This window comes from Fuscovulum sp., from assembly GCA_035192965.1.
Taxonomy (GTDB): Bacteria; Pseudomonadota; Alphaproteobacteria; order Rhodobacterales; family Rhodobacteraceae; genus Paragemmobacter.
In genome coordinates this window covers 1,544,509-1,557,197 of record CP136571.1, presented here as the reverse complement: position 1 = coordinate 1,557,197, position 12,689 = coordinate 1,544,509, and the positions used below count along the sequence as shown (strand labels likewise).

Below are 12,689 nucleotides of genomic sequence, written 5' to 3'. Positions count from 1 at the left end.
ATGCGCAGACCCTATTGCTGCAAGCTTTGGACCGCAACCGTAACATCGAGACTTTCGGTGCCAAGACCGCGCGCCGTGCCGCGGATCGGGGCTGCATCCTGTGCATCCAGACCCGAACCCAACCGGATGTAGCGTTCATCCGGGCAGCAGCGGTTGGCGGGGTCGAACCCGACCCAGCCCAGACCGGGGATGAAGATTTCACCCCAGGCATGGGCCGCCTCATGTGCGGTGCCATCGGATGTTGCGAAAAGATAGCCCGAGACATAGCGCGCGGGCATCCCGAGGACGCGGGCGCAGGCGATCAGGGCATGCGCGTGATCCTGACAGACGCCTTCGCCCAGAGCCAATGCCTCGGCCGCCGTGGTGTGGGCATGGGTGGCACCGGGCGTGTAGGCGATGGCGTCCGAGACCGCCGCCGACAGGCGATGTGCGGTGGCAAGCGATCCGTCGGCATCCTTTGACTGCTCCGCCAACGCGGTCAGCGCGGCATCCGCCGTGGTGGGCGGGCTGTCCACAAGATAGACTTCGGGCGGGACGATTTCCCGATGTCCGCGCAAAAGACCCGCCAGATCGAAGGTTTCAACGACGCCGCTGACATGCACCTCGATCTCGCTGACCGGGCCTTTCACTGTCCAGGCCTGGACACGGTCGCCCGCGCCATCGCGAAAGGTTCCGCCTTGCAGACCGTCGCTGACGGTGACCTTCCAGTTGCGCACTTTTTGCCCGTCAAAGACGGATGGCGTCAGGCGGTGGCTTTGCATCACTGCGCGCACCGGTTTGTCATAGCTGTAGCGGGTTACATGATCGACCGAGAGCAGCATCAGCGCATATCCCCACTGAGATAGGTTTCGTGGATCAGCGAGCCCAGACCGGCCATGTCGCGGATGAAGCGCGACAGGAATTCATGAAGGCCTTCATCAAAGATGTCATCTTCGCGCGTTTCGCTGAGCGCGATCAGCATCTGGCGCGCGCGGGCCTGTGCGTCTGTTGTGGTTCCATACAGTTTGGCCAGCCGGTCCAGATGCCCGGACAAACCTTCGACGCAGGTGATCAACGAGCGGGGGCATTGCGGGTTGAGGATCAGGAAATGGGCGATCTTTGCCGCCGTCACCTCACCCCCATAGGCCCAATGAAAGGCGCGATGGGCCGACATGGCGCGCAGCAGGGTGGACCATTGGTAATTGTCGAGGCCGGATCCCACAAAATCCACCCGCGGCAGCAGGACATAGTATTTCACATCCATCAGGCGGGCGGTGTTGTCGGCGCGTTCAAGGCTGTAGCCGATGTTAAGGAAATCCCAGCCATCGTTGCGCAGAAGGGTGGCCTCGATCGCACCGCGCACCATGGCGGCGTGGCGCATTGTCCATTCCGTGAGCCGCGACAGTTCCAACTCGCTGCGTGGGGTGCGTTCAAGCTGGCGCAGTTCCTGAAAGGCAGAGTTGAGCGCATCCCAGACCTGCGTGGTCAGGGCGGTGCGGACGATCCGCCCGTTTTCCCGCGCCGTGGTGATGCAGGAGGCCACGGAAGAGGGGTTGTCGTGATCAAAGAACAAAAACCCTTCAATGTCGCGCTGCACGGGATCGCCGTATTTCCGGGCGAAAGCATCGGCATTGCCGGATGCCTGCAACAGCGAGTCCCATTCGTTTCGGTATCCAGCGGCGGACGGTAGCAATGCGATGCGCGAGCCCACCTCAAGCAGGCGCGCGGCGGTTTCGGCCCGTTCCATGTAGCGGGCGATCCAGAACAGGTTGTCGGCGGTACGGCTTAGCATGTCATTCTCACTCCGCCAGCACCCAGGTGTCCTTGACGCCCCCACCTTGGGAGGAGTTCACCACCAGCGATCCTTCGGTCAGTGCGACGCGGGTCAGCGCGCCCGGGACCAGTTCGATGCGTTCCCCCACCAAACAATAGGGCCGCAGGTCGACATGACGCGGAGCCACCCCTTCGGCCACGAAGGTGGGGGTGGTGGACAGCGCCAGCGTCGGCTGGGCGATATAGTTGCCGGGATCGGCAAGCACCTTGGCGCGGAACATCTCCACCTCTGCCTTGCTGGCCTTTGGGCCGACGAGCATGCCATAGCCGCCGGAGCCGTGAACTTCCTTAACGACCAGTTCGCAAAGGTTGTCGAGGACATAGCCAAGATCATCCTGCTTGCCGCATTGCCAGGTGGGCACGTTTTGCAGGATCGGTTCTTCGCCCAGATAGAAGCGCACCATTTCAGGGACGAAGGTATAGACCGCCTTGTCATCCGCGACGCCCGCGCCGGGGGCGGAACAGATGCTGACCCCGCCAGACCGGTAGACATCCATCAACCCCGGCACGCCCAGTGCGGAATCGGGGCGGAAGCAGAGCGGATCAATGAAGGCGTCGTCGATCCGGCGATAGATCACATCCACACGTTTCGGGCCTTCGGTCGTGCGCATCCAGACAAATTCGCCTTCGACGAACAGGTCTTGGCCTTCCACCAGTTCAATCCCCATCAGATCGGCGAGAAAGCTGTGTTCGTAATAGGCGCTGTTGAACGGCCCCGGTGTGAGAAGGACGATGGTCGGTTCCTTGGTGCATTTGGGTGGGGCGACCGAGGCGAAGGTGCGGCGCAGAATTTCGGGGTAGCGGTCGACGGGTTCGATGCGGTTGCCGCGGAACAGGTCGGGGAACATCCGCATCATGATTTCGCGGTTTTCCAGCATGTAGCTGACACCCGATGGCGTGCGGCAGTTGTCTTCCAGCACGAAGAAATCTTCCGGGCCAGTGCGGACGATGTCGATGCCCACGATATGGGAATAGACGCCCTTTGGCGGTTTGATCCCGGCGACCGCCTTTTCGTAAGCCTCGTTCTGATAGACCAACCGGGCGGGGATGCGGCCGGCGCGGACAATTTCGCCCCGTCCATAGACATCGACGAGGAAGGCATTGAGCGCGCGGGCGCGTTGCTTGATGCCCTTTTCCAGCTTGGCCCATTCTGAGCCGGTAAAGACGCGAGGGAACATGTCGAAGGGGATCAGCCGGTCGGGATCGCCGCCTTCGCCATAGACCGCGAAGGTGATGCCGATGCGGCGGAACAATTCTTCGGCCTCGGCCTGTTTTAGGGTTCTGAGTTCGGCCGGCATGGCGTTCATCCAGTCTTCCAGCCGCGCATAGGGCGCGCGAACCTTGCCGCCGTGATACATCTCGTTGAAGTATTGCGTCACCGTCACCGCCCCCGCGCCATCCCACAGGCTTTAGTAAATCAGGCGATGTTGCGGGGGGGAAGGGTTTCATCCGGCTGAAATGGGTGAGGCATGGGCATATGCCCAAAATACAGGCGAAATCAGTGGCTGGCGTTGGGTTGGCGCGGCGCTAACTTGGGGTCATGGCGCACAATCCCGTTCTGACCTTCACCGATAGGGGCATTTACTGCCCGGATGGTGATTTTTTCATCGACCCGTGGCGGCCGGTGGATCGGGCATTGATCACGCACGGCCATTCCGACCATGCCAGATGGGGGCATCGGCAGTATCTGGCGACGCATCAGGCGCTGCCGGTGATCCGGCATCGGCTTGGCCAGATCGAAGCGGCGGGGATCGCCTATGGCGAGCGGTTTCAGATCGGCGGGGTGACGGTTTCGTTTCACCCGGCGGGGCATGTGCCCGGATCGGCGCAGATCGCCGTGGAACGGGCGGGCGAGGTCTGGGTCGTGTCGGGGGATTACAAGGTGGAGCCCGACGGGCTGGCCGAGGGCTTTGCCCCCATCCGATGCCATGCCTTCATCAGCGAATGCACCTTTGGCCTGCCCGTCTTTCGTTGGCAGCCGCAAGAGCGGGTGATGGATGTGATTGGCCAGTGGTGGGCGGCCAATGCGGCGGCGGGGAAGACTTCGATCATCGGCGCCTATAGTTTTGGCAAGGCGCAGCGGTTGATGGCGGGGGTGGCGCCGATTGGCCCGATCCTGACACATGGCGCGGTGGAAGAGATCACAGCGATCCTGCGGGCACAGGGCTATGCGCTGCCCGATACGGTGCGAGCGGTGGCGGGGGTGGATGGCAAGACGCATCCGGGTGCCTTGGTCATCGCGCCGCCTTCGGCGCTGGGGTCGGCTTGGGCGCGGCGGTTCGGGCCTGCGGAAGAGGCCTTTGCCAGCGGCTGGATGGCGGTGCGCGGCATTCGCCGCCGCCGCGCGCTGGGGACGGGTTTCGTGGTGTCGGACCATGCCGATTGGGACGGGCTGAACGCCGCTATCCGTGCGACGGGGTGCGAGCGGGTCTTTGTGACCCATGGCTATACCGCGCCATTCCGGCGCTGGCTGGCCGAACAGGGCTATGATGCAGGGATCGTGGCCACCGAATACGGGGAGGAGGCCGAAGAGCCACCCGCCGAGGGCGCGGCATGAGGCAATTTGCAGAGCTTTTCGCCGCGCTGGATGGCACGACCAAAACCACGGCAAAACTTGCCGCATTGACGCGTTACTTCCAGACCGCGCCTGAGGATGACCGGGTTTGGACCATCGCGCTTTTGTCGGGGCGGCGGCCGAAGCGGAGTGTCACGTCGACCGAACTGCGGGAATGGGCGGCGGAGGCGGCGGGGTTGCCGCTTTGGCTGTTCGAGGAAAGCTATGCGATGGTGGGCGATCTGGCCGAGACCATTGCGCTGATCCTGCCCGTGGCCGAGGGGGTGGAGACGCCGTCGCTGTCGGCCATCATCGCCGAGTTGATGCTGTTGACCGGGCAAAGCAGTGAGGCGCGAAAGGCGGCGATCCTTGCCTATTGGGCGCGGCTAGGCCCGACAGAGCGGCTTTTGTTCAACAAGCTGATCACGGGCGGGTTCCGGATGGGGGTGAGCCAGGGATTGATGACGCGCGCCCTGTCCACCGCGACGGGGGTGGAAGAGGCGGTGTTGGCGCATCGCTTGATGGGGGATTGGGCCCCGCAGACCACGCGCTTCGACATGCTGGTTCGGGATGATGCATCGGGGCCTGCGTCGCGGCCTTATCCTTTTGCGCTGGCGGCACCTTTGGAAGATGGGCCCGAGGGGCTGGGTGATCCGGGCGACTGGCGGGCAGAATGGAAATGGGATGGCATCCGGGGGCAGTTGATCCAGCGGACGGGGGCGTTTGCCCTATGGTCGCGCGGGGAGGAGTTGATTACTGACCGTTTCCCGGAATTCGCTGCGCTGGCCGATTTCCTGCCCCCCGGCACGGTGATCGACGGCGAGGTGCTGGCCTGGGATCGGGCGACGGACCGGCCTCTGCCCTTTGCCGATCTGCAAAAGCGGATCGGGCGCAAGACGGTGCCGAAAAAGCTGTTGGTTGAGGCCCCTGCCCTGATGCTGGCCTATGATCTGCTGGAGGATGGGGGGCAGGATTGGCGGGATCGGCCCTTTGCCGAACGGCGTGCGCGTCTTGAGGCGGTGGTGGCCGGGCTGCCGGAGGGGATGCCGTTGCGGCTGTCGCCTGAGATTGCATTTGAAAGCTGGGGCGGACTTGGCGCAGAGCGGCAGGGTGCGCGGGAGATGCGGGCCGAGGGGGTGATGATCAAGCGCGCGGCGTCGGGATATCACGTGGGGCGCAAGCGCGGCGATTGGTGGAAGTGGAAGCTGGACCCGTGGACGGTGGATGCCGTGATGATCTATGCGCAAGCGGGGCATGGGCGGCGAGCGAACTTGTATACCGATTTCACCTTTGCGGTGCGTGATGGCAATGCGCTGGTGCCCTTCACCAAGGCCTATTCGGGGCTGACCGATGCGGAATTCGCTGAGATTACCCGTTGGGTGCAGAAGAATACACTGGAACGGTTTGGCCCGGTGCGGCGGGTGCCGCCGGAACTGGTGTTCGAGATCGGGTTCGAGGGGATACAGGAAAGCCCGCGCCACAAATCGGGGATTGCGCTGCGCTTTCCCCGGATGATCCGCTGGCGGCGCGACAAGCCGGTGGATGAGATCGACACGCTGGAGGGTTTGCGCGATTTGCTGCGGGCGGCGCGGGGGTGAGGCGTCGGCAGCGGGGGTTTTGCACCCCCGCACCCCCGCAGGATATTTGAACAGAGAAGATGTAAACGGATGGATGGATTGCGCCGAAGTGAAGGGGCTTCCCTTGCACCTTTGCCCCATGCCGCCCTAGATGGAGGCCAAGCATATGCATGAGGTTTCCCGATGACGCTTCCCCTGCCCCGCCCCGTATTTGACGCCAATGCCAGCGGTGGGGGCCTTGGCAAGTTGCCCGATTGGGATTTGACCGATCTCTATGCCGCGCCTGATGCGCCGGAATTCGAGCGTGACATGGGCTGGCTGGAAAAGGCCTGCGCCGAATTTGCAGGCAAGTATGAGGGCAAGTTGGCCGCGCTGGATGCGGGCGGGTTGCTGGCCTGTGTGCGGGAGTATGAGCAGATCGACGTGGTGGCGGGGCGGATCATGTCTTTCGCCGGGCTGCGCTATTACCAGAACACGATGGACAGCGAGCGCGCAAAGTTCATGGCCGATGCGCAGGACCGCATCACCACCTTCACCACGCCCTTGGTGTTTTTCAGCCTGGAGTTCAACCGTCTGGATGAAGGGCATCTGACCGGGTTGCTGGCGCAGAATGCTGACCTTGCGCGGTACAAGCCGGTGTTTGACCGGATGCGTGCGATGCGGCCTTATCAACTGTCGGATGAGTTGGAAAAGTTCCTGCACGACAATTCGGTCGTGGGAGCAAGCGCCTGGAACAAGCTGTTTGATGAGACGATGGCCGGGCTGATGTTCAGCGTGGCGGGTGAGGAAGCAGAGCTGAACCTTGAGGCCACGCTGAACCTGCTGACCGATACCGATCGCGCCAAGCGTGAGGCGGCGGCGCGGGCACTGGCGGTGGTGTTTGACAAGAATATCAAGCTGTTCTCACGCGTGCACAACACCTTGGCCAAGGAGAAGGAGGTCGAGGATCGCTGGCGCAAGATGCCCACGCCGCAAACCGGGCGGCACCTGTCCAACCACGTGGAACCCGAGGTGGTGGAGGCGCTGCGCAATGCCGTTGTAGCAGCCTATCCGAAGCTGTCGCATCGCTATTACCGGCTGAAGGCGAAATGGATGGGGTTGGAGACGTTGCAGATCTGGGATCGCAACGCGCCTCTGCCGATCGAGGCCCCGAAAACGGTGGATTGGGAAACGGCGACGGCGATGGTGCTGGATGCCTATGGCGCGTTCGACCCCAAGATGGCCGATCTGGCCAAGCCGTTTTTCGAGAAAGGCTGGATTGATGCGGGTGTGAAACCCGGCAAGGCGCCCGGCGCGTTCGCCCATCCGACGGTGACGGCGGTGCATCCCTATGTGATGCTGAACTATCTGGGCAAGCCGCGCGATGTGATGACGCTTGCGCATGAGTTGGGGCATGGCGTGCATCAGGTGCTGGCCGCCGGTCAGGGGGAGTTGCTGTCATCGACACCGCTGACGCTGGCCGAAACGGCGAGCGTGTTTGGCGAGATGCTGACCTTCCGCAAGCTGCTGGACGGCGCCAAGACGCAGGCCGAGCGCAAGACTCTGCTGGCGGGCAAGGTCGAGGACATGATCAACACGGTCGTACGGCAGATCGCGTTTTACGATTTCGAATGCAAGCTGCACGCGGCGCGGCGCGAGGGCGAGCTGACGCCCGATGACATCAACGCGCTGTGGATGAGCGTGCAGGCGCAATCGCTTGGCGATGCGTTCGAGTTCATGGACGGGTATGAAACCTTTTGGGCGTATATCCCGCATTTCGTGCATTCGCCGTTCTATGTGTACGCCTATGCCTTTGGCGATGGGTTGGTGAATGCGCTTTATGCGGCCTATGCCGATGGCTTGCCGGATTTCGAAGAGAAGTATTTCGAGATGCTGAAGGCAGGCGGGTCGAAGCACCACAAGGAATTGCTGGCTCCGTTCGGGCTGGATGCCAGTGATCCGAAGTTCTGGGACAAGGGGCTGTCGATGATCGCGGGATTCATCGACGAGCTGGAGGCGATGGAGGCCTGACCCGGCAGATCCGCGCGGATATGGGACCGGGAGCAAGCGATTGCCCCCGGTCTTTTGTTTACCAGTGGATTTCGCGCGCCGTGGCGAAGGCCGCGTCGATCATCACCTGCGTGCCGCGGGTAAACTCCAGCGGGCAGGGATAGGCGGCACCGGTGCGGATGGATTTCCCGAAGTTTTCCACCTGAAGCTTGTAGTGATTGGCAGCGGGCCAGCGTTCGGACGTGATGTTCGAGCCGTGATGCAGTTCGATCCGCGCCTCGGCGAAGAGGTTGGCATTGAAGGGGCCGTTGGCCACTTTCAACAGGCCCTTGTCGCCGTGGAAGGTGACCTCTTGGCGGTTTTGCAGGCGCATCGACGTCATCGCGGTATAGGTCGCGCGACCAAGCGGGCCTTCGAGGATGGCGTCCAGTTCGGCCCAGACATCAACGCCGTTTTCGCGGATCATGCGGCAGGAGATATCTGTCGCCTCGGCCCCCGTCACGAAACGGGCAGAGCCGTAGGTGTAGACGCCGATATCGCGGATGCCACCGCCGCCGGTTTCGGGGCGGTTGCGGATGTTCTGGGTTTCTTCGTGGTTGTCATAGCTGAAGAAGGCATCGACATGGCGCAGCTTGCCGATGGCCCCGCCCTGCACCAGTTCGCGGGCGCGGATCCATTGCGGGTGGTGGACGATCATGTACGCCTCGGCTGCCAGCAGGCCGGTCCGGTCACGCGCGGCGATGATGGTGTCGATTTCCTCGGCCTTCATCGCGATGGGCTTTTCGGTCAGGACGTGCTTGCCGGCCTCAAGCACCTTGAGCGTCCATTCCACATGGATGTGGTTCGGCAACGGGATGTAGATGGCGTCAATCGACGGGTCTGCCAGCAGGTCGGCATAGGTCATCTGTTTGAGGCCGGGGCAGAAATCCCAGCCGGTGGCCTGACCGGGCTTTGACGTGCCAAGGGCGACGAGTTCGGCGTTTTCGGCCATGTGGATGGCGGGGGCCATCTGTTCGCGGGCGAAATTGGCATTGCCAAGCACACCCCAGCGCACGGGTTTCATTGCGGGTTCCTCCGGTTTGGTGACGGCGCAGGCTAGGCGGGGTTGGCGGCCGGTGCAAGCCCGGGCTGGCGCTACCCGATCTTGCGGAACAGTTCCAGCAACTGGCCCCGCGCCACAAAAAGGATGCCTGCCAGATAGGCCACGGACAGGAATAGGAGCGTGATCCAAGTATAGGTGAACAGGGCGGCGATCAGTGCGGCAAGGCCCACAAGGATGTAGCGCGCATCTTCAGCATAGATGGTGACGCGTTTCAGTGATGGGGTGCGGATGCGGCTGATCATCAGCCCGCCCATGGCGACCATCCAGAAAAAGATCACCTCGGCCGGGATACGGACATCGCCGGGGAAGCAGAAGGCAAGGTAGATGGGGGCCAGAACCAGCATTGCGCCTGCCGGGGATGGCACACCGATGAAAGAGGTGCGCTCTGCCGGTTCGGCCCCTTCGGTATGCTTGTTGCCGACGTTGAAGCGGGCCAGCCGCAACATGCAGCAGATGGCGTAGATCAGGACGGCGATCCAGCCGAGGCTGGCCTCGCCTTTCAAGCCCCAGAGATAGAGCACAAGCGCGGGGGTGACGCCGAAATTGACGAAGTCACCCAGGCTGTCGAGTTCGGCACCGATTGCGCTTTCGGATTTCAGCATCCGCGCGAGGCGGCCATCCAGCGCATCCAGGGCGGCAGCAACTCCGATCAGGGCGACGGCGGTGGCGATCTGACCGTCGACCGCAAAGCGTATGGCGGTCAGCCCTGAACAGAGCCCGAGGATCGACACGAGGTTGGGCAGAAGCTGCAGGATATGCAGCTTGCGGCGCGGACGGGTCTGATCATCGGGCGGCTGGGTCATTCCATGCGGGCCATGCGTTGCGGGCTGTCGATGCCGAGGGTGGCGATGACGGTTTCCCCGGCGACGCAGGTCTGGCCAAGGGCCACCTGCGGCTGGATCCCATCCGGAAGGTAGATATCGAGGCGCGAGCCGAAGCGGATCAGGCCGAAGCGTTCGCCGGTGCGGATATCCTGCCCCTTCACCGCGAAGCACAGGATGCGGCGGGCGACGAGGCCTGCGATCTGCACCACGGCGATGGAGCGGCCATCGGCCATGTCGATGCGGACCGAGTTGCGTTCATTGTCGACAGAGGCCTTGTCGAGCGAGGCGTTCAGGAATTTGCCCGGACGGTAGCTGATTTCGCTGATCCGGCCCGCGATGGGGGCGCGGTTCACGTGGCAGTTGAAGACCGACATGAAGACCGAGACGCGCATCAGCGGTTCCGGCCCCATGCCCAGTTCGGGCGGTGGGACGGCGCGTTCGATGAGCGAGACCACGCCATCGGCGGGGCTGACCATCAGGCCCGCATTCTGCGGCACGGCGCGTTTGGGATCGCGGAAGAAGTAGTAGCACCAGACGGTGAGGCCTACACCGATCCAGCCAAGCGGATCCCAGATCCAGAACAGCACCAGCGTCACGGCGGCAAAGGCCGCGACGAAGCGGATGCCTTCCTTGTGCATCGGCTTGATGAAGGTCTCTAGCATGGTCATGGGCGGCCTCCGGCTTTGCTGCGGTCTACCCCTCTGGAACGGTCGAGGCAACCGCTGACAGGACCTGCGGCTGCCCTTGCATATAGGCATGCCGGGGGCGCGCACCAAGCCAGAGCCCGGGTGGTGGTTGGTGGTTTGGTGGGGTTACCGGAAGAATCGGTCGATACGGGAGCGGCGCAGTTCATAGCTGTCGCGCAGCCAGGTTCGGATGGGCCGGGTGCCGGGAACCGCGCGGATGACGCTGCGCAGCCCGCCGGGAAGGCGTTCGATCCAGCTGTCGCCGCGTTCCGTGTTGCGGAAATCCGCCGCGCCGTCGCTTTGCTTGCCGTTGAAGGTTTCGACACAGGGCCGGGTCGATTCAGCCCGATTGATGTGCAGCGCGACGAGGGATTCAAAGCATTGCACAGACCAGATGCGGTTTTCCGATCTGGTGGTGTCGAGCAGGCCGGAGCGTTGATTGATGCGGTCGATCAGGCCTTTGGTGTATTCCAGAAAGGAATACCGCCGGGGGCCGAAGCCATCCATGTAGGAGGTATGCGTATCTTCGACGACCAGAAGGCCGTGGTCGCGGATGGTGTCGACCATGGCCTCGACCGTGGTAATCTGCTGGGCATAGGTATGACCGCCATCATCAAGCAGGATGTCGACCGGGCCGACCGCGCGGCGGAACTCCTGCCAGAACTCTAAGCTGGACTGGCTGCCGATAAAGATTTCGAACCCGTCCTTTTCCCATTTGCGGGCATTGGGGTTCAGGTCGATCCCGATGATGCGGGCCTGTGGGCCAAAGAATTCGCGCCACATGAAGAGCGAGCCGCCGCCCAGGACGCCGACTTCGACAAAGGTGATGGGTTTGCCGCGATAGGGGCTGAAGAGCGCGTCATAAACAGCGAAATAGCTGCTGTGCTTCATGGTGCTATAGGGGCTGTTGCGATAGGCGGCGAAGCTGTGCGTCTGTTCCATACCGATCTTGCCCACCCCTGAAGACCCCGGAACCGTTCCCCGTTATCAGGCAAGGCGGCACCAATGATTAACTTTCGTTAACTTTCAGGACCGGGTGTGGCAAGAAAAACCCGCGCTCGCCGGTCGGGGCGGGCGCGGGCGCGGGATGTTCGGTGTTTTTGGCCAAGAAAGGCCCGAGGTTCTGTCCTTCGCCATGCCCTGCGCCAAGGGCTTTGGCGGGCGGGGCCTTCGTCAGGCGGGGATGGCCATGCCTTTGACGCGGGCGAGTTCGCGCATCTTGTCTTGCAGCTTTTCGAAGGCCCGCACCTCGATCTGGCGGATGCGCTCGCGGCTGACGCCGTAGCTTTCCGACAGTTCTTCCAGCGTGACGGGCGTGTCGGCCAGACGGCGCTGCATCAGGATGTCTTTCTCGCGGTCGTTGAGCACGGACATGGCCTGCACCAGCATGGCGCGGCGGGCGTCGAGTTCATCGCGTTCGGCATAGGCATCGGCCTGATCGCTGTCTTCGTCCTCCAGCCAGTCCTGCCATTGCGTGGCCCCTTCGCCATCGGACCCGACCGTTGCGTTCAGCGAGGCATCCGAGCCGGAGAGGCGGCGGTTCATGTCGATGACCTCATCCTCGGTCACCGACAGATCCTTGGCGATCTGGGCCACGTTTTCGGGGCGAAGATCGCCCTCTTCCAGCGCGCCGACCTTGGCCTTGGCCTTGCGCAGGTTGAAGAACAGCTTCTTTTGCGCCGAGGTCGTGCCGAGTTTCACCAGGCTCCAGGACCGCAGGATGTATTCCTGAATCGAGGCGCGGATCCACCACATGGCATAGGTCGCAAGGCGGAAGCCTTTTTCGGGGTCAAAGCGTTTCACTGCCTGCATCAGGCCGACATTCGCCTCAGAGATCACTTCGGCCTGCGGCAGGCCATAGCCGCGATAGCCCATCGCGATCTTGGCGGCGAGGCGGAGGTGACTGGTGACAAGCTGGTGCGCGGCGCCGGCATCCTGATGATCCACCCAGCGCTTGGCCAGCATGTATTCCTGTTCCGGTTCCAGCAGCGGAAACTTGCGGATTTCCTGCAAATAGCGGTTCAGGCCCTGTTCCGGGCTGGGTGCGGGAAGGTTCTGGTAGGTGCTCATGTCGTGCCCCCTATACTGTTGCCGGGTCTTGCTTAAGCCCCCGGACGCGCGAAACTGGTATCTGGCGGTGCAGGA

General features: G+C 62.8%; 11 protein-coding genes. 3 read left to right on the top strand and 8 right to left on the bottom strand.

What is annotated here, in order from left to right; genetic code table 11:
* Window positions 1-11: 11 nt before the first annotated feature.
* From RSE12_07665 to RSE12_07655, 3 genes are read right to left on the bottom strand one after another with little or no spacing between them, the layout of a single operon-like run.
* Entirely contained in the window at window positions 12-821 is an 810-nt protein-coding gene (locus RSE12_07665; GenBank protein ID WRH64200.1) for a transglutaminase family protein, read from the bottom strand.
* Window positions 821-1,771, bottom strand: coding sequence for an alpha-E domain-containing protein (locus tag RSE12_07660; protein ID WRH64199.1), 951 nt, complete (start codon window positions 1,769-1,771; stop codon window positions 821-823). The genes RSE12_07665 and RSE12_07660 overlap by 1 nt, the downstream gene beginning before the upstream one ends.
* A gap of 7 nt (window positions 1,772-1,778) precedes the next feature.
* Window positions 1,779-3,170, bottom strand: a complete 1,392-nt coding sequence (locus RSE12_07655; GenBank protein ID WRH64761.1) for a circularly permuted type 2 ATP-grasp protein — start codon at window positions 3,168-3,170, stop codon at window positions 1,779-1,781.
* A gap of 182 nt (window positions 3,171-3,352) precedes the next feature.
* Here RSE12_07655 and RSE12_07650 point away from each other — a divergent pair, with 182 nt between their 5' ends.
* The 3 genes from RSE12_07650 to RSE12_07640 all read left to right on the top strand — a co-directional run bounded on the left by RSE12_07650 (window position 3,353) and on the right by RSE12_07640 (window position 7,953).
* Window positions 3,353-4,369, top strand: a complete 1,017-nt coding sequence (locus RSE12_07650; GenBank protein WRH64198.1) for a ligase-associated DNA damage response exonuclease — start codon at window positions 3,353-3,355, stop codon at window positions 4,367-4,369.
* Complete coding sequence (locus RSE12_07645; protein ID WRH64197.1) at window positions 4,366-5,964, top strand: ATP-dependent DNA ligase; 1,599 nt, start codon at window positions 4,366-4,368, stop codon at window positions 5,962-5,964. Before RSE12_07650 ends, RSE12_07645 begins: the two co-directional genes overlap by 4 nt.
* A 162-nt stretch (window positions 5,965-6,126) precedes the next feature.
* Window positions 6,127-7,953 carry a M3 family oligoendopeptidase gene (locus RSE12_07640; protein ID WRH64196.1) on the top strand — a complete coding sequence of 609 codons (1,827 nt, stop codon included), beginning with the start codon at window positions 6,127-6,129 and terminating at the stop codon, window positions 7,951-7,953.
* Between the two features lie 58 nt (window positions 7,954-8,011).
* Here the strand turns inward: RSE12_07640 and RSE12_07635 are convergent, their stop codons facing one another.
* The 5 genes from RSE12_07635 to rpoH form a co-directional block, all read right to left on the bottom strand.
* Window positions 8,012-8,995, bottom strand: a complete 984-nt coding sequence (locus tag RSE12_07635; protein ID WRH64195.1) for a Gfo/Idh/MocA family oxidoreductase — start codon at window positions 8,993-8,995, stop codon at window positions 8,012-8,014.
* Between the two features lie 71 nt (window positions 8,996-9,066).
* Window positions 9,067-9,837, bottom strand: coding sequence for a CDP-diacylglycerol--serine O-phosphatidyltransferase (gene pssA / locus RSE12_07630; protein ID WRH64194.1), 771 nt, complete (start codon window positions 9,835-9,837; stop codon window positions 9,067-9,069).
* A complete protein-coding gene (locus tag RSE12_07625) occupies window positions 9,834-10,526 on the bottom strand; it encodes a phosphatidylserine decarboxylase (GenBank protein ID WRH64193.1) in 693 nt (230 codons plus the stop codon). Before RSE12_07625 ends, pssA begins: the two co-directional genes overlap by 4 nt.
* A 144-nt stretch (window positions 10,527-10,670) precedes the next feature.
* Window positions 10,671-11,501 (bottom strand): class I SAM-dependent methyltransferase, encoded by an 831-nt coding sequence (locus tag RSE12_07620; GenBank protein WRH64192.1) that lies wholly within the window; start codon window positions 11,499-11,501, stop codon window positions 10,671-10,673.
* A 216-nt stretch (window positions 11,502-11,717) separates the two neighbouring features.
* Window positions 11,718-12,614 (bottom strand): RNA polymerase sigma factor RpoH, encoded by an 897-nt coding sequence (gene rpoH, locus RSE12_07615; protein ID WRH64191.1) that lies wholly within the window; start codon window positions 12,612-12,614, stop codon window positions 11,718-11,720.
* Between the last annotated feature and the right edge of the window lie 75 nt (window positions 12,615-12,689).